Raw genomic sequence first — 18,153 nt, forward strand, 5'->3', positions numbered from 1 at the left:
AGGTCCCCCCGTCCGGAGTGGCCACCACGGCCCGGCCAGGCCGTGGACACCCGTGCCGGCCGCCCGGCGGTCCACCGCGAGTGGCGACTGCGTGGCGGCATCCGGGGTACCCGCCGTATCCGTGAAGTCCCGCCGAAGGGGAGGGGAAATGGCGGTTTCCAGGACAGCGATGCTCGCCCTCGACTGCGCCGAGCCGGAGACGCTCGCGGAGTTCTACGCGGCGCTGCTCGGCGCCGAGATACGGAGGACGTCCGATCCCGATCTCATCGAGGCCGTCGGCCGGGACGGTTCCGTGCTGGGCTTCCGGCGCGACCACGGACTGGCGCCGCCGAGCTGGCCCCGCCCGGAGGACGCGCAGCAGGCCCATCTGCTGATCCTGCTGCCCCCGGGCGACCTGGACGAGGCCGAGCGCGAGGCCGTGAGCCTCGGGGCGACCCCGATGGACGTGATCGGCCGGGGAACCCCGCGCGAGGCCCGGCTGATGTCCGATCCGGCAGGCCACTCCTTCCTGCTGCGGGCCCGGGCCGAGCCCGTGGGCGGGGCCGCGGGACCGGACGGCGGTTCCGCGGCCACCGGGTAGCCGTCGGAGGTCCCCGTGCGGGCGGCGCACGTCCGCTGCACCGTCACAGGAGCGAAGGCGGAGGCAGCGGGTACACGTGAGTCATGAGCGACACGGCGATGGACCCCCGGGCACCGGCACTGCCGAAACCGCGGGGCAGGCTCTCCGAGGCGGTCATCGGACGTCTCAGGCAGGGAACGCCGCTTCCCGCGTCCCCGGTCCCGGCCGGGTGCGACCCGTACGGCGGCGATCTTCAGCTCGCCCTGTACCTCTGCTACGAGCTCCACTACCGGGGCTTCGCCGGAGTCGACCCCGGCCTGGAGTGGGAGCCGGAGCTGCTCCGCGTGCGGCGGGACCTGGAGGACCGCTTCCTGGCCGCCCTGCGGAGCGACGCAACCCGCCACGAGGGCGTGGACGAGGCGGTCACGGCACTGCTGGCCGAGCCGGCCCACGGTGTGTCGGTATCGCACTACCTGCGGCGGGAGGGAGAGCTGTGGCAGCTGAGGGAACTCGCGGCCCAGCGGTCCCTGTACCACCTCAAGGAGGCCGACCCGCACGCCTGGGTGCTGCCGAGGCTCTGGGGCAGGGCCAAGGCGGGGATGGCCGCGGTGGAGTTCGACGAGTACGGCGGCGGCCGGGCGGACCGGATCCACGCCCGGCTCTTCGCCGACCTCATGGCGGACCTGGGGCTGGACCCGGCGTACGGGCGCTATCTCGACCAGGCGCCCGCCCCGATGCTGGCGGCGGTGAACCTGATGACGCTCTTCGGGCTGCACCGCGCGCTCCGCGGCTGCCTGGTCGGCCACTTCGCGACCGTCGAGATCACCTCCTCGCCCGCGTCGCGGCGGATGGCCGAGGCGATGCGCCGCACCGGGGCGGGGCCCGCGGCCGCGTACTTCTACGACGAGCACGTCGAGGCCGATGCCGTCCACGAGCAGGTCGTGCGGCGCGAGGTCATGGCGGGGCTCCTGGAGGAGGAGCCGGACCTGGCCGCCGACGTCGCCTTCGGTGTCGACGCGACGGTCCATCTGGACGAGCGGCTGGAGCGGCATCTGCTCGCCGCCTGGCGGGAGGGGAGGACCTCGCTCGAGGGCGCAGGCCTCGCCGACCTGACCGATCCCGGCCCCGTAGGAGACCTGACCGAACCCGGGCCAGGAGGACGGGGGAGGGGGCGAGGATGATTGGTCTGATAGAGCAGGGTATGTGCTCTATGTGATGCTCATCGCCCTTCCGGGTGTGTACGCCCCGCAGGAGGACACGGCCCTCCTCGCCGGGGCACTGCGCCGCGAGGCACTGCCGCCGAGGGCGAGGGTCCTCGACATGGGCACCGGGACCGGCGTCCTGGCGGTGGCCGCGGCGCGGCGGGGCGCCCGGGTCACCGCGGTGGACATCTCCAGGCCCGCGGTGTGGACGGCGCGGCTCAACGCCCTGCTCGCCCGCACCCGGGTCCGGGTGCTGCGCGGCGATCTGGCCGGCCCCGTCGAAGGCAGCACCTTCGATCTCGTCGTCGCCAATCCCCCGTACGTGCCCAGTCCCCGCCCACCTGGCCGGGGCGCTGCTCGGGCCTGGGACGCCGGACACGACGGACGGCTGGTCCTGGACCGGATCTGCGGCGAGGTGCCCCGGCTGCTCAGGCCCGGCGGGGTGCTGCTCCTCGTGCACTCGGCGCTGAGCGGTGAGCGCTCCACGCTGGCCCGGTTGCGGTCGGCGGGGCTGACGGCCGAGGTCACGGTGCGGCGCCGGGTGGCCCTGGGACCCGTGCTGCGGTCGAGGCGGTCATGGCTGTGCGGCCGGGGCCTGCTGCCCCCGGGCGGTCAGAACGAGGAACTGGTGGTCATCCGTGCCGAACGCACGCAGTGAGAAGCCGCGCCGTGTCACCGTGCGGACCGACGGGCCCGTGCTGGTAGAGGGGCCGGTCGAGGTCGTCCTGGAGGACGGCACCGTCGTCTCCTCGGACCGCTTCTGCGTCGCCCTGTGCACCTGCCGGAGAAGCCTCCGCTTTCCCTGGTGCGACACCAGCCACCGGCGGCGCACCCGCGGCTGAGCGGGGCGGGGCGCTCGCTGCCGGGCGGGTGCGAGCCGGACGCCGGGCCGGACGCCGGGCCTGCGGCCTCAGGCCGCCGTGCGGCACACCACGTCCCGGCCGTCCGGCCCGCACTCCTCCGCCGGCCGGCCCCGGGCGGGGCCGACCAGCGCCCGAAGCTCCTGCTCGCCGAGCCCGCCCCACACACCGAACCGCTCACGGGTCTCCAGGGCGTGGCGGAGGCAGGCCGCTCGCACCGGACAACCGCCGCACACCCGCTTGGCCTTCTCCTCCCGTTCGTGCCGCGCCTTGCCCCGCTCGTCGGCCGGGTGGAAGAACAGACTGCTGTCGGTACCCCGGCACGCGGCGCGCAGTTGCCACTCCCAGTGGTGGGGCGCGGCGCCGGGCAGGCGCGACACATCCGTCATCGGACGTCCTTTCCCTCGCTGTCGTGCCCGGGTACCCCGCGTTCCCCGCGCCAAGCGGAACGCCGGGCGGCGTGCGGGCGTGCGGCGCGCCGCGCGGGTCGGAGCCCGGGCCGGCTTGGCCCCCCCGGGACCGCCGTCCGTGGCGCACCGGCGCCCGGGTGGGCGCCGCGGCGTACGGGGTGCGACTGGTCCCCGATCGTGGCGCGGCTCGTCCCCGATCGTGGCGCGGTACGGGGTGCGACTCGTTCCCGGGCGCGGCGCGGTGGACGGTGCCGCCCGTCCCCGGGCGCGCCGCGGAGCAACCGGCCGCGGGACGGCCCGGGTCAGCCCTCCAGCAGGACGACTTCCAGCGTGCGGGGCCCGTGGACGCCCTCCACCCGGTCCAGCTCGATGTCGCTGGTCGCCGACGGCCCGCTGATCCAGGTCAGCGGCCGCGTCGGGTCCAGCCGCTCCAGGGCCTGCGGCACCGAGTCCACGACCTGTCCGGGGACCCGCACCACGCAGATGTGGTGATCCGGCACCAGGGTGATCCGGCGGCGCCCCTGCCCCGGGCCGCCGTCGAGCACGACCGTCCCGGTCTCCGCGACGGCGACCGCGCAACCCGTCAGCACGCTGTCCACGGCGTCCAGTTCGGCGGGCGTCGCCCTCGGATCGTCGGGGCACAGCCGGACGCCCGCCGCGACGGCCGCGGCGGGCCACCGCTCCGGCAGCCCTTCCGGCACCAGGAGCGTGCGGGCGCCCCGGGCCGCCAGCAGCCCGGCGACCAGTGCGGGCAGCCCGGCGGCGGACACCCGGTGCACCAGCGCCCGGTAGTCCGCGAGGTTCCGGGCCAGCAGGCCGGCGGCCGCGGCCGGGGTGCGCTCCCCGTACCCCCGGAGACGTTCCCCGGCGACCGGCACGTCCTCCGGCCGCTCCTCGCGGGGTACGTCCGCCAGCGCCCGCCGCACCCGGCCGAGCACCGTCTCCCTGTCGCTCACCCCGGCCTCCCCTGGCCGCGCGTACGCGCCCACCAGTCGCGGAACGACTTCGCCGGCACCTCCGGGAGCGCCCGGGTGTCGGTCCAGGCCCTGCCCGGCCCGGGCAGACGCCGCGGATGGAGCCGGCGGGTACGGCAGGCGACGCGCTGGGCCGTGCGCAGCGCCGCGGGGTGGTCCAGCGTCCAGCGTGCCGCGCGCATCGCCGCACGCTCCGCCGCATGCCCTCGCGCCGGGCGGATGACGGCCTTCCGGCCGCCGCGGGTCACGGCACCGCCCTCGGCGACCCGTTCCCGCAGATGGACCAGGACCTCGGGGATGTCGATGGCGACCGGACACACCTCGTAGCAGGCGCCGCACAGCGACGAGGCGAAGGGGAGCGAGGCGTCCAGCTCGCTGTCCGTGCCGCGCAGTTGAGGTGTGAGGATCGCTCCGATCGGGCCCGGGTAGGGCGATCCGTACGCGTGTCCGCCGGCCCGCTCGTACACCGGGCAGACGTTCAGGCACGCCGAGCAGCGGATGCAGCGCAGCGCCTGGCGTCCCACGGTGTCGGCGAGTGTGTCGGTGCGGCCGTTGTCGAGCAGGACCAGATGGAAGATGCGCGGGCCGTCGCCGTCGCCCGCCCTGGTTCGCGCCCCGGCCCCCGTCCCAGCCCCGGTTCCCGGCCCTGTTCCCGTCCCCGTCCCCGCCCCCATCCCTGTTCCCGTCCACATGCTGGTGTACGGGTTCATCCGTTCGGCCGTGGCGGAGCGCGGCAGGAGCTGGAGGAACACCCCCAGGTCGCGCCAGGTCGGCACGACCTTCTCGATGCCGACCACCGAGATCAGCGTCTCCGGCAGCGTCAGGCACATCCGGCCGTTGCCCTCCGACTCGACCACCACCAGGGTGCCGGTCTCGGCGACCATGAAGTTGGCGCCCGAGATCGCGACCTTCGCGCGCAGGAACTTCTCCCGCAGATGCAGCCGGGCGGCCTCGGCCAGTTCGGCCGGGCGGTCGGTGAGGCCGTCCGGGGCGGGCCGGCCCCAGTCCGCCATCCGCGCGCGGAAGATGTCGCGGATCTCGGCGCGGTTGCGGTGGATGGCCGGGACCAGGATGTGCGAGGGCCGGTCCTCGCCCAACTGCACGATCAACTCGGCGAGGTCGGTCTCGCAGGCGGTGATCCCGGCGCGGCCCAGCGCCTCGTTGAGCTCGATCTCCTGGGTGGTCATGGACTTGACCTTGAGGACCTCCGTCTCGCCGGTGGCGCGGACGAGTGCGGTCACGATCCGGTTCGCCTCGGCCGCGTCCGCGGCCCAGTGCACGGTGCCGCCCGCGGCCGTCACCGCGGCCTCGACCTGCACCAGGTAGTGGTCCAGATGACGCAGCGTACGGTCCTTGATCGCGGCGGCCGCCGAGCGCAACCGCGGCCAGTCCGCCAGTTCCGCGACCGCCCTGGCCCGCTTGTCGCGGATGGTGTGCGTGGCGTGCCGCAGATTGCCGCGGAGGGTGCTGTCGCGGGTGGCCTCGGCCGCCGCCCTGGGGAACGACGGCATGCCGAGATACGTACCGCTCATCGGACGTCCTCCTCCGTGCTCGCCAGGATCTCGGCGATGTGGACGGGCCGCACCGGCGAGTCGAGCCGGGCGAGGACGCCGCCGATGTGCATCAGGCACGAGTTGTCGACCGCGCACACCGCCCGGGCGCCGGTGGCGGAGATGTGGCGTGCCTTGTCCGCGCCCATGGCCGCCGACACGGCGGCGTTCTTCAGGGCGAAGGTCCCGCCGAAACCGCAGCACTCCTCGGCGCCCTCGAGCTCCCTGAGCTCCAGCCCCGCGACGTGCTCCAGCAGCCTCCGCGGCCGGTCGCCGAGCCCGAGCATCCGCAGGCCGTGGCACGTCGGATGGTAGGTGACGGTGTACGGGTAGTACGCCCCGACGTCCGTCACCCCGAGCACGTCGACCAGGAACTCCGTCAGTTCGTACGTCCGCGGGGCAGAGGCCGCCGCGGCCTCGGCGAGCTCCCGGCCGCGGCCTTCGGCGGCTGCCCGGGCCCCGATCCGGGGATGGCCGTCGCGGACCATCGCCGCGCAGGAGGCGGAGGGCGTGACGACGTGGTCGTAGCCGTCGAAGGCGGCGGCGTGGCGGCGTACCAGGGGCTCGGCCTGGTGGCGGTAGCCGCTGTTGTACTGCGGCTGTCCGCAACACGTCTGCCCGGGTGGGAAGTCCACCTCCACGCCGAGGCGCTCCAGCAGCCGGACGACGGCCCGGCCGGTGCGCGGGAAGAGCGTGTCGTTGACGCATGTGACGAAGAGCGCTACCCGCATGGCCGTCCTTCCCGGCAACCGTCGGCACCACACTATCCCCGGCACGTCCCGGCCGGGCGGCGGAACGGCGGCCGCCGGGCCGCGTGGTGCGCGCGTCGCGGGCGCCACGGGTGTTCACCGGCCGCGGACCGGCCCGCTCGCCGCCCCAAGTCCTGCAAGCTCAAGCAGAATCCGCGGTTGCGGGAGTGGGTGCAGGACCGGCTGGCCGGGACCGTGCGTACGGAGGACGGCAGCGAGGTGGCCAGCCCGGAAGTACCGTGGAAGAAGCGGCGGCACGGCCGCAGGGCGGACCGACGGTGGGGGACGGCATGGAGCCCCGAGCAGATCGCCCGCCGACTGCCGCTCGACTTCCCCAAGGACGACACGATGCGCATCTCGCACGAGGCCATCTACCAGGCATTGTTCATCCAGGGGCGCCGACCCGGGCGCGCGCCGGGGAGGTGCCCGCCCCGGCGCCGGGGCGGGCTGCGTCCTCCGCGGTCGCGGTGGCCGTCGCGGACGGCGTGACGCCGGTGGCCGTCATCCGCCGGCCGGCACGGTGCGGATCGGCGGCGGTGTTCCCGTCATGTCCTCGTCTCCTGCCGTGCGGGAGTCCTCTGCACTCTTGGCTGTCGCCGGAACCGATCCTACGATGGACACAGTCCAGGTCAAGAAGCTCGCCTGATCCATATCCGATCAGATTTCGGACATCCGCGGGTAGACTTCGGCCGTCCCGTCGAGTGCGAATAGGTGAACCGACATGAGCGACCTGCTGGAGCGGCTGCGAGCACGTGGCTGGCGGGTGACCGCCCAGCGGCGCGTCGTGGCTCAGGTCCTCGACGGCGACCATGTGCACCTCACGGCGGACGAGGTGCACGCCCGCGCCGTGCGGCGGCTGCCCGAGATCTCCCGGGCGACCGTCTACAACACGCTGGGTGAACTGGTTGCTCTCGGCGAGGTCGCAGAGGTCTCCACGGACGGCCGCGCCAAGCGCTACGACCCCAACGCACACCACCCGCACCAGCACCTGGTGTGCTCCGGTTGCGGCACCATCCGCGACGTCCGCCCGGCCGGGGACCCGCTGGCCTCCCTTCCGGCCGAGCAGCGGTTCGGGTTCACGGTGTCCGGGGCCGAGGTCACCTACCGCGGGCTGTGCCCGTCCTGCGCCTGACCCCCCCGGGCGCGGACCCGACCGACCTCCCTACGTCCCGGCCTCCCGGCCTCGCGACGGCCTGATCTCCCGCTCTCGCGGCGTCCGCTCTCCCGGCCTCGCGACCTCGTCACGTCCTGATCTCGCCACGTCCTGATCTCGCGACGTCCCGCTCTCTCCCGATCACAGCAACGCCCACCCGCTGGCGCCGGGCACCGGAGCCGGTGGGCGGCCCAGGAGAGCACGCGACCGGGCGGCCGTACCCGCCCGCGCCCCGCCGGCCCGGCGCGGAACCGCGCGTGATCGCCACCGGTCCGCCCTCCTGTGCGCTGCAACGCGCCCCACTGCGCTCCAATGCGCGCTCGGCGCACAGAGGGCGCACTGGGGCGCATTCGGCTTGGTTTGAGCGTTCCTGTGCCTCCCCGACGGCGACTACGTGTCCGATCCGCGGGCACCGGCTGTACGTACTGACCACTGGTATCCGGCCGGTCACATGGGGCTGCGAGGCAGTTGAGGGGGAGCGAACGTGATCAGAGTGCTGCTGGTGCACGACGGCTGTCTTATGCGGTCAGCGCTGGCGGCGTTGCTGGGGAAGGAAAGCGACCTGGAGGTCAGCGGATCCTCGTGGCGGGCGGCCGCCGGACAGGCGCGCTCCGTGCGCCCGCACGTCTGCGTCGTGGACGTCGAGTGCCCCGGTGCGGTCATGCTGGGGACTCTGGTCGGGCCGGCCCGAGGTGCGACCGGACCGGCCTGCGCACTGCTCGCGCTGGCCACGGCCGCCCGGCCGGGTCCGCTGCGCCGCGCTTTCGACGCGGGCGCCCTCGGCTACGTCAGCAAGGACGCCGGTCCTCGGCGGTTAGTGGAGGCCATCAGGCAGGTGGCGGCAGGCGAGCGGTTCGTCGACGAATCGCTCGCCTTCGGCTTTCTCCAGGCCGCGGAGATGCCTCTGACGCCGCGCGAGCTCAGCGTGCTGCGGCTCGCCGCGGAGGGGTCGACGATCGCCGAGATCGCACGCAAGCTGCATCTGTCGCTCGGGACCGTACGCAACTACATGTCCGCGATCACCCGCAAGACCGGAGCCCGCAACCGGGTCGACGCGATACGGAAGTCCCAGCACGCGGGCTGGGTCTGAGGGGCGGAAACGCCCGCGCGAGGCCCGTGAGAGCGCCGCCCTGCCGGTGAGGAGGCCGTGCCCCGCATGCGAGGGTGCGGTGCCCCGCCCGTGGGGACGGGGCCGTCCGTCGCCGTCTGTCGCCGTCCGTCCGTCGTCGGCGGGCCGGGCTCCCGGCGTGCCCCCGCTCCCGCTCCCGGTACGGATTGCCGCCACCCCGCCGTCGCAGTCCGAGGCTCAGGGATGCCGGGGAACCCAGTGCCCCACGAGGTCCCGGTAGGTCTCCGACCGCCGCAGCAGTTCTCCCGGCGGACGAGGCCGTCGCGCAGCGGCTCCACCAGTCCGGCGGGATGGTGGAACACCCTGCTCGGGGCCGCACCTCCGGCGATGACCGCCGCGGCGGCCACGGCCAGCCAGACCAGCCCCACCCCCGGCCGCCCCGCGAGGAAGCCGCGGTCCAGTGCCGCGGCCACGCCGTATCCGCCGAGGAAGGTCTGCACGGACTCCAGCAGCGACCAGGCGCCGAGGCGCACCACGGCGCCGCGCCGCCGGCCGAGGAAGGGGACCGCGTGCGGCAGCATCCTCCGCAGCGCCCCCCGGACCGGATCGGGCTCCCCGGGCGGAGAGGGACGGTGCCGGCGTGGGGGAGTGCTCCCCGCCCCGTGCCCGGCTGCGCCCACGGCCGCGGGCACCCGCCCTCCGGCCGTCATCGGGCGCTCTCGGCCGGCTCGTCGTTCCCCGCCGAACCGTACGGCGCGCGGCCCGAGTCGTCGTCCGGTGCGGCGAACACGGCACGGTACCCGGGCAGTTCCCACAACGCGGCATGCGGGCCCACCGCCCGGACGCGGCCATCGTCGAGCCAGGCCACGAGGTCGGCCCGAGCCGCCGACGAGACCCGGTGGGCGACGACCAGACGGGTGCCGGGCCGGACCTGGTGCAGCAGGGCCTGGGCGACCCGGCGCTCGGTGACGCTGTCCAGGCTCGATGTGGCGTCGTCCAGGACGAGCAGCCGTCCGGCGTGCGCGAAGGCCCGTGCGAGACCCAGTCGTTGCGCCTCGCCGCCGGACAGCGGCGCGCGGTCCAGCGGCGTGTCGTAGCCCTCCGGCAGCCGCCGGACGAAGGCGTCGGCGTCCGCGGCCCGGGCGGCGGCGACCACCTCGGCAGGGGGTGGGGCGTACGGCCCGAAGGCGATGCAGTCCGCGACGGTCGTGCCGAGCAGCGCGGGCCGTTCGAAGGCGTATGTCACCTCCCGGCGCAGGACTGCGGGGTCGATCTCCGCGACGGGGACGCCGTCCAGGTGGACCGTGCCGGTGGCGGCGTCCGCCAGCCGACCGGGCAGCCCGGCCAGGGCGTCCCGCGGGCTGCGAAACGCGCCGCCCCGCGGTCACGCGCCGCGCTGCGACCACGCGCCGCGCCCGACTCCGCTCACCGTCGCGGCGCGTGGGCGGACCTTCAGCGGCACGGCCTCCCGTGGCTGCAGCGGCCCCCGGCCGTCGGCACCCTCATGGACGTGCAGTACGAACGTGCGGCCAAGGCCGAACCGCTGAACGTCCCGCTGCACGTTGCGCGGAGGCCTGCCGCGGAACGAGCCGCGGACACGTGTCGCCAAGGCGTGCCGGGCATGAACGGCCCGATGGCCGCGGCTCCTCGTGCAGCTGCGCCTGCCCGCGCGGTCACGGAGCGGCCGCGTCCTGCGGAAGCCGTTCGCGCAGTGTGGCGGCGAACTCCTCGGCGCGGGCGAGCCGGACGCGCAGGTCCGCCACGGCCCGCTGAGCGTCCTGCTCGAAGGCGCGGATCCGCCCGAGCAGTTCGGCGCGCTCCGCGGCGGGCAGTTCCTCGCCGGAGTCGAGGCGGTCGGTCGCGGCGAGCAGTTCGCGCATCTGGTCCAGGGTGAAGCCCAGCGGCTTCATCCGGCGGATCACCATCAGGCGGGCGACGTCGGCCTCGGTATAGAGGCGGAACCCGCCCTGGGACCGGGCGGACGGGCTGACCAGGCCGGTCTCCTCGTAGTGCCGGATGGTGCGCAGCGACAGCTCGGTCCGCGCGGCGACCTCGCCGATCTGCATGTGCCCGCGGCTCATGGGAGGGCCATGTCTGCCGCGGTCCTCCTCGGTGGGGTCGTGACCTCGCACCCGCCCGCCTTCCTCGTCCCGGCCGCCCTCGCGAAGGGCGGCTGCCGTCTCTGCCGTCTCTACCGTAACGTTAGGGTAGAGTTGTCGTGCCGGGTCGGCCCGTGGGCCGGCCCCTTGCCGTGGTGCGGGGACATCCTCCCGCACTTCCCCGCCGCGCCGGGGCCGACGACGCCCCCGGACGACACCGAGCCCGCAGGAGAGAGCGTGCGCATGCCCATGGTGCCGAGCGCCGCCGCCTGCCCGCCCTGATGCCTCGTCCCCGAGCGGCGTCCGGGCCTTCGGGACCGGCGGCCGCAGCCGCCCCCTGCCCCTGAGTCCGCCGCCGGCGGACGCCGCGGAAGGCCGCCCGGCCTCCCGCGCCCCTCCTGCGCGCCCCAGGTGATGCCGGGCGTGCCCGAGCACGACAGGTTCTGCCTCCGTTGTCTTCCTCCGCACCGTCCCCGGCCGCCATGCTGCGTGGCCTGAAGCCCGACTGGCTGTCCGATCCGCGCGTCTGGCGCACCGAGATCCTGGCCGGCCTGGTCGTCGCCCTGGCGCTGATCCCCGAGGCGATCTCCTTCTCGATCATCGCCGGGGTCGATCCGGCGATCGGCCTGTTCGCCTCCTTCACGATGGCCGTGACCATCGCGATCGTCGGCGGCCGACGCGCGATGATCTCCGCGGCGACCGGCGCGGTCGCCCTGGTCATCGCCCCGCTCAACCGCGAGCACGGCCTCGGCTACCTGATCGCCGCGGTCATCCTGGCCGGTGTCTTCCAGATCGTCCTCGGCGCGCTCGGTGTCGCGAAGCTGATGCGGTTCGTGCCCCGCTCGGTCATGGTCGGCTTCGTCAACGCCCTCGCCATCCTGATCTTCATGGCCCAGGTGCCCGAGCTGGCGGGGGTGCCCTGGGCCGTCTACCCGCTGGTCGTGGGCGGGCTGGCACTCATGGTGTTCTTCCCGAGGGTCACCAGGGTGATCCCGGCGCCGCTGGTCTCGATCGTGGTCCTCACCGTCATCACGGTCGCGGCCGGGATCGCCGTGCCGACCGTCGGCGACAAGGGCGACCTGCCCTCCTCCCTGCCCGTGCCCGGCCTTCCCGACGTCCCGTTCACCCTGGACACGCTGACCACCATCGCGCCGTACGCGCTCGCCATGGCGCTGGTCGGCCTGATGGAGTCCCTGATGACCGCCAAGCTGGTGGACGACATCACCGACACCCACTCCTCCAAGACCCGCGAGTCCGTCGGCCAGGGCATCGCCAACATCGTCACCGGTCTCTTCGGCGGGATGGGCGGCTGTGCCATGATCGGCCAGACCATGATCAACGTGCGGGTGTCCCGCGCCCGCACCCGTCTGTCGACCTTCCTGGCCGGTGTCTTCCTGATGGTGCTGTGCATCGTCTTCGGCCCCGTGGTCTCCGACATCCCCATGGCCGCGCTCGTCGCCGTGATGGTGATGGTGTCCTTCGCGACCTTCGACTGGCACTCCATCGCCCCGAGGACCCTCCGGCGGATGCCCGCCGGGGAGATCACCGTGATGACGGTCACCGTCGGCTGCGTGGTCGCCACTCACAACCTCGCCGTCGGTGTCGTCGTCGGCACCCTCACCGCGATGGTCGTCTTCGCCAAGCGCGTCGCCCACCTGGCCAACGTCACCTCGGTCACCGACCCCGACGGCAGCAGCGTCGTGTACTCCGTCACCGGCGAGCTCTTCTTCGCCTCCTCCAACGACCTCGTCGGCCAGTTCGACTACGCCGCGGATCCGGACAGGGTCGTCATCGACCTGAGCGGCGCCCACATCTGGGACGCCTCCTCCGTCGCCGCCCTCGACGCGATCGAGACGAAGTACGCACAGCGCGGCAAGAGCATCGAGATCGTCGGTCTCAACCGGCCCAGCGCCCGGATCCACGAGAAGCTCAGCGGCGAGCTCACCGGCAGCCACTGACGCGCCCCGGGCGGCCTCGGGCCGCCGTCCCGCGCACCGGGTTGTGCTCGACGGCCCTCAGCCCCGAGGATACGTTCATGACAACCCGTCAGTTCATGACGGTCCACCCCTGCCCGGCTGCGGGCCGGCTCCCCCGTTCGCGCGGCACGGAGCCGGCCGGGTCACGGCGCGGCGCAGTGCCCTCACCGGCCCGGCGCCGCCCGGCCGGTTCCCGCCCGCCGCGGCCCGCCGGGCCGCGCGCGTACCGCACCGGTCGCCGCAGTAGCCGCGGTTCCCGGTAGTGCCAGCGTTCCCCGCCTCCCCCGAGAGAAGGGCCAGAACATGTCGGCACCACGTACAGGACCACGGGCCGGTCTGCTCGCCGTGAGCATGGCGGTGGTCACCGCGACCGCGGTCGCCACTCCCGCCGCGCGTGCGGACGGCCCCCCGGCCGCACCCGTCACCGGCACCTTCAGCGTGCTGACCTACAACATCGCCGGACTGCCCGAACCCCTCTCGGGCAGTCGGCCCGCGAAGAACACGAAGGAGATATCCAAGAGGATCAACACCTACGACGTCGTCAACGTCCAGGAGGACTTCGCCTACCACGCAGACCTCCTCGCCCACGACGAGCACGCCTACCGGACCCGCCCGTCGGTCCCCCCGTGGGTGCCGGTGCCCGGAGTGCCCTTCTCGGACGGACTCAACACCCTGTCGGACTTCAGGATCAGGAAGCTCGACCGGGTGGCGTGGGACCGGTGCACCAACGCCGACTGCCTCACCCCGAAGGGCTTCACGTACCTGCGGCTGGAACTGCCCGGCGGGCGGTCGCTCGACCTCTACAACGCGCACATGAACGCCGGGTCCGGTACGGAGGAGATGCTGCGCGTCCGCCGGGACAACGTCCGCCAGCTGTCGCGCTACATCGCGAAGCACTCCGCCGGGCGGGCGGTCATCGTCACCGGCGACACCAACAGCCGCTACACCAGATCCGGCGACGCCGTCCGCGAACTGCGGGACGGCAACGGGCTCACGGACGCCTGGGTCCAGCTCGTCCGGGGCGGCTCGACCCCCGGCGTCGACGACGACGCTCCCACGTGCAAGGACTCCACCGGGTGCGAACTCCTCGACAAGGTCTTCTACCGCAGTGGTCCGGGAGTGACGCTGGAGGCGACCCGCTACGGAAACGAGTACGCGCGCTTCCTCGACGCCAAGGGGGAGCCGCTGTCCGACCACAATCCACCGGCCGTGACGTTCGCCTTCACCGTCGACGGCGACGGCTGACCGCCGCCGCGATCGGGCCGGGCCGCGGGGCGAGGGCCGGCGGGTGTGGTCCGCGGGTGTGGTCCGCCGGTGTGGGCGGGACTTGGCCGAGTCCCCGTGAACCGGGTGCCGAGGGTACCGATTTGACTTTGCCGCACCCCTGGGATTCCCTGCCGGTTGCAACTGTGATCAAGGGGGATCCCATGCTCCGAACCGTCCGTGCCGCCGTCGGCGCACTCGCCGTCGCCGGCCTCGCACTCGGCCTCACCGCCTGCACCGAGGCCGCGGACAAGGCCGTCGACCAGGTCGACAAGGCCGTCACCGACACATACGAGGTGACCTACGAGGTCACGGGCAAGGGCGTCGACTCGATCGACTTCCACGCCGGCGGCGGCACGGCGCTGGAACCGCAGATCGAGACGGTGCAGAAGCCCACGCTCCCGTGGAAGAAGACGGTGACGCTGAAGGGCATCATGCCGCCCGCCGTCATGCCCACCGCGGTGGACGTCACCGAGGCCGAACTGACCTGCTCGATCACCTACAAGGGCAAGGTCATCAAGGAGTCGAAGGACGCGGGACTGGTGGCGGCGGGCGGCTGCGTCGCCGTCTCGCCACTGGCCGGGTAACCCCCCGGCCAGGCCGCACACGGCGGCCCCGCACCGCCGTGTGCGGGCCCTGCCACCGGGCCCGTGCACGGGGAACGCCGTGGTGCGGTCGGCGGCCCGTTGGCGGTGCCCCGCCCCGGCCCACGCCCGCCGCCCGCCGCAGTGGCGCCCCCCGCCCATCGCCCGCCGCAGTGGCGCCCGCCGCCCATCGCCCGCCGCAGTGGCGCACGTCCGTACCGCCGACCGGCGGCCCCGGCACCACCGGGAGACACCCGGCACCGCTCCACCGACCCGCCCCGCCCCGCAACCGCATCACCGGCACGCGGGCCGGCCGCCGGTCACCGCGCCCCGCGTGCGCGGTACGGGCGCCAGAGCAGCGGGAGGGCCAGAGCGGACGCCACGGCCACCAGCCCCGCCAGCCAGACCGCCTGCCCGGTCCCGGTTTCCTGCACGTCGCGCAGGACCGCCTTGATGACCTCCTTGGTCGCGGGCGCGACCCCCGACAGCAGCCGCTCGGTCAGGGTGGAATCGGTCACCGCGATCGCCAGAGTGCCGGCGTCGTCCTGTGACAGCCCTTCCGCCCGGGCGACGTCCACCGCGACGTCGTCCTCGAAGTAGCGCTGAGCGGCGGAGAAGACGGCCACACCGAAGGCGCCGCCGAGCATGCTGGACTCCTTGAACACCCCCGACGCGGTGCCGGCGAGCCTGAGCGGCGGTCCCGCGACCAGCGCACGCGACATCGGAATGGACATCAGACCGAGCCCGACACCCGCCACCACCAGGCCCGTGACGACGACGGGATACCCGGCGCCGCGCCCGAGCGCCCCCATGACCAGCGCCCCGACCCCCAGGAACACCAGGCCGGCCATCACCGGCAGCCGGGGGCCCCGGCGGGACTCGAACCGCCCGCCGACCGGGATCAGGGCCAGGATGGTCACGCTGGCCGGCAGCAGGAGGAGCCCGGTGGTGAACACGGAGAACCCCTGCACGTCCTGGAAGTAGACGGCCAGCAGGAACACGACACCCGTGAACACGGCGTTCATCACGGTGTTGGCCAGGAGCGCCCCCCGGAAGGACGGATAGGAGAACAGCACGAGATCGAGCAGCGGTTGGGCCGCCCGCCGCTGCAGGAGCACGAAGGCCGTACCGAGGAGCACCGCGGCGCCCAGCAGCCCCAGCGTCAGCGGATCGACGAACCCGCGCTCCTGCCCCAGCGTGCAGCCGTAGATCAGGGAGAAGAAGGCCGCTCCACTCGTCAGCAGCCCGGGCACGTCCACGTGCCGGGAAGCGTCGGGATCACGTGACTCGACGAGCACACTCCTGCGCACCAGCCACAGCGCCGCCAGCCCCAGGGGCACCGCAATCCAGATGACGGAGCGCCAGCCGAGGAGGGGAGTGAGCACCCCGCCCACCGCCGGGCCCGCCGCCTGACCGATCCAGGTGGTGCCCATCCAGGCGCCGAACGCCCGCGCCTGCTCGTGCGGCGGGAACATCGAGGGGATCAGGGCGAGCGTGGCGGGGAGTACGAAGGCGGCGGCGCAACCCATCAGCGCGCGGCTCAGGACCAGGCCCGGATACCCCGGCACGAGCAGCACGAGCAGCGAGAAGGCGCCCATCCCGACGAGACCGAGTTCCAGCATCCCGGCGGCGCCCGTACGCGTCGCACAGCCGTCCCGCCGCGAGGACGAGCACACCGGTCGTCAGCCCGAAGGCGTTGTTGGCCATCTGGAGCTGCGGCAGGGTGACGGGAATCTCCGCGGCCACGGTCGGGATGACCACGGCGAAGTCGGCGAAGGACAACCACACCACGGCGGCGGCCAGGCAGATACCGGTCAGGGCCTGCCAGCGGCGCTCGTGGTAGTCCCCGCTCGGGAGCACGGTCGGATCTGCCATCCCCTGCCTCCACCCGCCGGCGCCGGCTCGCCGGCTGTGCCTCGTACCGGTGCGGATGCCGGACCGAGTCCCAGCCGCGGCGGCACCAGCACCATAGATGAGCGGGACACGCTTCCGGCGCAGCCGCGCCATCGTGCCGGGAGGACTCGCGCACGCCGGGCACCGACTCCGGCGCGCCGCGGGCATCGCCCCGCCCGCCCGGACACCCGCGGGCCCGCTCACCCGCCCGCGGGCCGGGAGGCGGCGGGCCGTGCCTCCAGCAGGCGCCGGGGGTGCATCCCGTCGACCATGCCGACGAACGGGGGATGGACGCTGTAGCCGATCATGCGCCGGATGTCCTCGGACACCGTTCTGGCGGTGTCGCGGGTGACGGAGAGGGTGAAGGCCTCCTGCTGCCGCAGCCAGGGCTGAATGTACTGGGCGGTCACGGCGAGGCGGTTGCCACCCGATCGGTTGGCGCCGCCGCCGTGCCACAGGGTGCCGACGTAGAACAGGCAGGAGCCGGGAGGCATCACGGCCGTCACACGGGTGTCGTCGCCGCCGGGCGGCGGTCGTCGCCCCACGGGTGACTGCCCGGCAGCAGGACGGTCGCACCGTTGTCCCGGGTGAAGGGGTCGACGGCCCACATCGTCGCGGCCCCGAGTGGCGGTCTGGGGCGCGGCGAACGGTAGAACGCGTCGTCGGTGTGCAGCGGCTGGGCGTGTTCACCGTGGTTGATGTCGATGACTGGGGTGGTCGGCCAGCCGGTCGCAGCGGCGGGTCTTGTTGAGCAGACCGTGGACGCGTTGTGTGCGGTGCCCCTCGAAGGCGCTGCGGCCGGCCCGGTTGAGCAGCGGCGCCACCGTGTGCCGGATCTCGGCGCACTCGAGGGGGGTGAGGAGGCCGGGGAGGACGACATAGCCGTCGCGTTCGAGGGCGGCGAGGTCGTATTCGACGGTGGCTCGGTCGACCCGTGCGCCCGCGCCGTGCCCGCGCGGATACCCGGACGGCAGGTCATCGGCGGCGTGTCCCGGCGCAGCGGCGTGCTCGCCGCCCGCCAGGCGGTGGGCATCAGGAATCGGGGGCACGGTGTGCGTCCTCTCCGGAGGCGGCGCCGGGCAGGTTCATCGCGCCACGGATGAACGCCCACACCTGGGCGGCCACCTCCTCCGCGGGCGGGCGCGGTGTGCGGGCGAGGGCCACCGCGACCATGGCGGACGCTCCCGCGAGGGTGGCGGCGGCCAGCAACTCGGCGTCGCCACCGGCCGGGACCTCGCCCGTGCGCTGGGCACCGGCGATGTTGCGCGCCCCGAGTTCGACGATGCCGGCGAGCCGGCGCGTGCGGAAGGCGGCCACCTCGCCCTCGCCGACCAGGCCGCCGAGGATCATCGGGGCCAGCGGCTCGGCGTAGAGGAACCCGACCCAGTCGCGCACCCTGCGCGACTCCCGCTCGGCCCAGGCCGGATCGTCGTACTCACGCAGCACGCAGGCCGCCGCGAGCCGTTCGTAGAAGGACTCGACCACGGCGATGAGCAGGCCGGTCCGGCTGCCGAAGTAGCGGTAGGGCAGGCCTACGCTGACTCCGGCCCGGCGGGCGACGGCTGCGACCTCGACCCTCCCGCTCCCGGTCAGCTCCTCGGCCGCGGCGCGCAGCAGCAGGGCCCGCGAGGCGGCACCGCGAGGCGTGGGCGTGGTCACCGCCTCACAGTAAGTTGAGTTCAACTCAACAATCAACGGGTCTGCGGACACCGGCGATTGATGACCCATCAGCTCAAGGGCGCCGGGTCGCCCGGTCGCTCAGTCGCCCCGGTCCCTCAGTCGCCCGGTCGCCCGTGCCGGGCAGCCGGTGCC

General features: G+C 74.0%; 19 protein-coding genes and 3 pseudogenes. 10 read left to right on the forward strand and 12 right to left on the reverse strand.

Features of this window, described 5'->3' with window-relative positions:
* Positions 1 to 148: 148 nt before the first annotated feature.
* The 4 genes from DDW44_RS30160 to DDW44_RS30175 all read left to right on the forward strand — a co-directional run bounded on the left by DDW44_RS30160 (position 149) and on the right by DDW44_RS30175 (position 2,603).
* Positions 149 to 580, forward strand: coding sequence for a VOC family protein (locus DDW44_RS30160; protein WP_206307285.1), 432 nt, complete (start codon positions 149 to 151; stop codon positions 578 to 580).
* Positions 581 to 663: 83 nt separating this feature from the next.
* Positions 664 to 1,740 (forward strand): iron-containing redox enzyme family protein, encoded by a 1,077-nt coding sequence (locus tag DDW44_RS30165; RefSeq protein ID WP_108908470.1) that lies wholly within the window; start codon positions 664 to 666, stop codon positions 1,738 to 1,740.
* A gap of 34 nt (positions 1,741 to 1,774) precedes the next feature.
* The gene (locus DDW44_RS30170; RefSeq protein ID WP_108908984.1) at positions 1,775 to 2,419 is read left to right on the forward strand and encodes a HemK2/MTQ2 family protein methyltransferase; all 645 of its coding nucleotides are present in this window, start codon (positions 1,775 to 1,777) and stop codon (positions 2,417 to 2,419) included.
* Positions 2,400 to 2,603, forward strand: coding sequence for a CDGSH iron-sulfur domain-containing protein (locus DDW44_RS30175; protein ID WP_017949027.1), 204 nt, complete (start codon positions 2,400 to 2,402; stop codon positions 2,601 to 2,603). The genes DDW44_RS30170 and DDW44_RS30175 overlap by 20 nt, the downstream gene beginning before the upstream one ends.
* A 68-nt stretch (positions 2,604 to 2,671) precedes the next feature.
* On the opposite strand, the gene DDW44_RS30180 is transcribed toward DDW44_RS30175, so the two are convergent.
* The 4 genes from DDW44_RS30180 to DDW44_RS30195 all read right to left on the reverse strand — a co-directional run bounded on the left by DDW44_RS30180 (position 2,672) and on the right by DDW44_RS30195 (position 6,286).
* Positions 2,672 to 3,010, reverse strand: coding sequence for a WhiB family transcriptional regulator (locus DDW44_RS30180; RefSeq protein WP_018891043.1), 339 nt, complete (start codon positions 3,008 to 3,010; stop codon positions 2,672 to 2,674).
* A gap of 323 nt (positions 3,011 to 3,333) precedes the next feature.
* The gene (locus tag DDW44_RS30185; RefSeq protein ID WP_240800532.1) at positions 3,334 to 3,987 is read right to left on the reverse strand and encodes a LutC/YkgG family protein; all 654 of its coding nucleotides are present in this window, start codon (positions 3,985 to 3,987) and stop codon (positions 3,334 to 3,336) included.
* Positions 3,984 to 5,537 (reverse strand): lactate utilization protein B, encoded by a 1,554-nt coding sequence (locus tag DDW44_RS30190; RefSeq protein WP_108908472.1) that lies wholly within the window; start codon positions 5,535 to 5,537, stop codon positions 3,984 to 3,986. The genes DDW44_RS30185 and DDW44_RS30190 overlap by 4 nt, the downstream gene beginning before the upstream one ends.
* Positions 5,534 to 6,286, reverse strand: coding sequence for a (Fe-S)-binding protein (locus DDW44_RS30195; RefSeq protein ID WP_017949023.1), 753 nt, complete (start codon positions 6,284 to 6,286; stop codon positions 5,534 to 5,536). The genes DDW44_RS30190 and DDW44_RS30195 overlap by 4 nt, the downstream gene beginning before the upstream one ends.
* A gap of 123 nt (positions 6,287 to 6,409) precedes the next feature.
* On the opposite strand from DDW44_RS30195, the pseudogene DDW44_RS30200 reads away from it, so the two are divergent.
* The 3 genes and pseudogenes from DDW44_RS30200 to DDW44_RS30210 form a co-directional block, all read left to right on the forward strand.
* Positions 6,410 to 6,772 (forward strand): annotated as a pseudogene (locus tag DDW44_RS30200) (IS30 family transposase); the annotation flags it as partial.
* A gap of 253 nt (positions 6,773 to 7,025) precedes the next feature.
* Positions 7,026 to 7,436, forward strand: a complete 411-nt coding sequence (locus tag DDW44_RS30205; RefSeq protein ID WP_017946996.1) for a Fur family transcriptional regulator — start codon at positions 7,026 to 7,028, stop codon at positions 7,434 to 7,436.
* 541 nt (positions 7,437 to 7,977) lie between these two features.
* Positions 7,978 to 8,547, forward strand: a complete 570-nt coding sequence (locus tag DDW44_RS30210) for a response regulator transcription factor (protein ID WP_167455598.1) — start codon at positions 7,978 to 7,980, stop codon at positions 8,545 to 8,547.
* A gap of 284 nt (positions 8,548 to 8,831) precedes the next feature.
* On the opposite strand, the pseudogene DDW44_RS33110 reads toward DDW44_RS30210, so the two are convergent.
* The 3 genes and pseudogenes from DDW44_RS33110 to DDW44_RS30230 form a co-directional block, all read right to left on the reverse strand.
* Positions 8,832 to 9,107: pseudogene (locus tag DDW44_RS33110) on the reverse strand (ABC transporter ATP-binding protein); the annotation flags it as partial.
* A gap of 125 nt (positions 9,108 to 9,232) precedes the next feature.
* Positions 9,233 to 9,883: pseudogene (locus DDW44_RS30220) on the reverse strand (ATP-binding cassette domain-containing protein); the annotation flags it as partial.
* A 316-nt stretch (positions 9,884 to 10,199) separates the two neighbouring features.
* On the reverse strand, positions 10,200 to 10,607 hold the full coding sequence (locus DDW44_RS30230) for a MerR family transcriptional regulator (protein WP_108908475.1): 408 nt from the start codon (positions 10,605 to 10,607) through the stop codon (positions 10,200 to 10,202).
* Between the two features lie 500 nt (positions 10,608 to 11,107).
* Between DDW44_RS30230 and DDW44_RS30240 the strand changes: the two genes are divergently transcribed.
* The 3 genes from DDW44_RS30240 (at position 11,108) to DDW44_RS30250 (ending at position 14,451) form a co-directional block, all read left to right on the forward strand.
* On the forward strand, positions 11,108 to 12,583 hold the full coding sequence (locus tag DDW44_RS30240) for a SulP family inorganic anion transporter (RefSeq protein WP_018890601.1): 1,476 nt from the start codon (positions 11,108 to 11,110) through the stop codon (positions 12,581 to 12,583).
* Between the two features lie 321 nt (positions 12,584 to 12,904).
* The gene (locus DDW44_RS30245; protein ID WP_244224154.1) at positions 12,905 to 13,846 is read left to right on the forward strand and encodes an endonuclease/exonuclease/phosphatase family protein; all 942 of its coding nucleotides are present in this window, start codon (positions 12,905 to 12,907) and stop codon (positions 13,844 to 13,846) included.
* Positions 13,847 to 14,028: 182 nt separating this feature from the next.
* Positions 14,029 to 14,451, forward strand: coding sequence for an MmpS family transport accessory protein (locus DDW44_RS30250; RefSeq protein ID WP_018890603.1), 423 nt, complete (start codon positions 14,029 to 14,031; stop codon positions 14,449 to 14,451).
* A 317-nt stretch (positions 14,452 to 14,768) separates the two neighbouring features.
* On the opposite strand, the gene DDW44_RS30255 is transcribed toward DDW44_RS30250, so the two are convergent.
* The 5 genes from DDW44_RS30255 to DDW44_RS30265 all read right to left on the reverse strand — a co-directional run bounded on the left by DDW44_RS30255 (position 14,769) and on the right by DDW44_RS30265 (position 18,000).
* Positions 14,769 to 16,070 carry an MFS transporter gene (locus DDW44_RS30255; protein WP_244224155.1) on the reverse strand — a complete coding sequence of 434 codons (1,302 nt, stop codon included), beginning with the start codon at positions 16,068 to 16,070 and terminating at the stop codon, positions 14,769 to 14,771.
* Between the two features lie 471 nt (positions 16,071 to 16,541).
* Positions 16,542 to 16,886 (reverse strand): phytanoyl-CoA dioxygenase family protein, encoded by a 345-nt coding sequence (locus DDW44_RS33115; RefSeq protein WP_244224156.1) that lies wholly within the window; start codon positions 16,884 to 16,886, stop codon positions 16,542 to 16,544.
* Positions 16,844 to 17,047 carry a phytanoyl-CoA dioxygenase family protein gene (locus DDW44_RS33425; protein ID WP_341867095.1) on the reverse strand — a complete coding sequence of 68 codons (204 nt, stop codon included), beginning with the start codon at positions 17,045 to 17,047 and terminating at the stop codon, positions 16,844 to 16,846. The genes DDW44_RS33115 and DDW44_RS33425 overlap by 43 nt, the downstream gene beginning before the upstream one ends.
* Positions 17,028 to 17,390 (reverse strand): phytanoyl-CoA dioxygenase family protein, encoded by a 363-nt coding sequence (locus tag DDW44_RS33120; protein ID WP_244224157.1) that lies wholly within the window; start codon positions 17,388 to 17,390, stop codon positions 17,028 to 17,030. The genes DDW44_RS33425 and DDW44_RS33120 overlap by 20 nt, the downstream gene beginning before the upstream one ends.
* Entirely contained in the window at positions 17,374 to 18,000 is a 627-nt protein-coding gene (locus DDW44_RS30265) for a TetR/AcrR family transcriptional regulator (protein ID WP_108908478.1), read from the reverse strand. The genes DDW44_RS33120 and DDW44_RS30265 overlap by 17 nt, the downstream gene beginning before the upstream one ends.
* Positions 18,001 to 18,153: the final 153 nt, after the last annotated feature.

The organism is Streptomyces tirandamycinicus (assembly GCF_003097515.1).
GTDB lineage: Bacteria > Actinomycetota > Actinomycetes > Streptomycetales > Streptomycetaceae > Streptomyces > Streptomyces tirandamycinicus.

Coding starts and splice junctions, on each gene's coding strand:
- DDW44_RS30160 (WP_206307285.1), top strand. CDS start 149: ATGGCGGTTTCCAGGACAGCGATGCTCGCCCTCGACTGCGCCGAGCCG.
- DDW44_RS30165 (WP_108908470.1), top strand. CDS start 664: ATGAGCGACACGGCGATGGACCCCCGGGCACCGGCACTGCCGAAACCG.
- DDW44_RS30170 (WP_108908984.1), top strand. CDS start 1,775: ATGCTCATCGCCCTTCCGGGTGTGTACGCCCCGCAGGAGGACACGGCC.
- DDW44_RS30180 (WP_018891043.1), bottom strand. CDS start 3,010: ATGACGGATGTGTCGCGCCTGCCCGGCGCCGCGCCCCACCACTGGGAG.
- DDW44_RS30190 (WP_108908472.1), bottom strand. CDS start 5,537: ATGAGCGGTACGTATCTCGGCATGCCGTCGTTCCCCAGGGCGGCGGCC.
- DDW44_RS30195 (WP_017949023.1), bottom strand. CDS start 6,286: ATGCGGGTAGCGCTCTTCGTCACATGCGTCAACGACACGCTCTTCCCG.
- DDW44_RS30205 (WP_017946996.1), top strand. CDS start 7,026: ATGAGCGACCTGCTGGAGCGGCTGCGAGCACGTGGCTGGCGGGTGACC.
- DDW44_RS30210 (WP_167455598.1), top strand. CDS start 7,978: ATGCGGTCAGCGCTGGCGGCGTTGCTGGGGAAGGAAAGCGACCTGGAG.
- DDW44_RS30230 (WP_108908475.1), bottom strand. CDS start 10,607: ATGAGCCGCGGGCACATGCAGATCGGCGAGGTCGCCGCGCGGACCGAG.
- DDW44_RS30240 (WP_018890601.1), top strand. CDS start 11,108: ATGCTGCGTGGCCTGAAGCCCGACTGGCTGTCCGATCCGCGCGTCTGG.
- DDW44_RS30245 (WP_244224154.1), top strand. CDS start 12,905: ATGTCGGCACCACGTACAGGACCACGGGCCGGTCTGCTCGCCGTGAGC.
- DDW44_RS30250 (WP_018890603.1), top strand. CDS start 14,029: ATGCTCCGAACCGTCCGTGCCGCCGTCGGCGCACTCGCCGTCGCCGGC.
- DDW44_RS30255 (WP_244224155.1), bottom strand. CDS start 16,070: ATGCTGGAACTCGGTCTCGTCGGGATGGGCGCCTTCTCGCTGCTCGTG.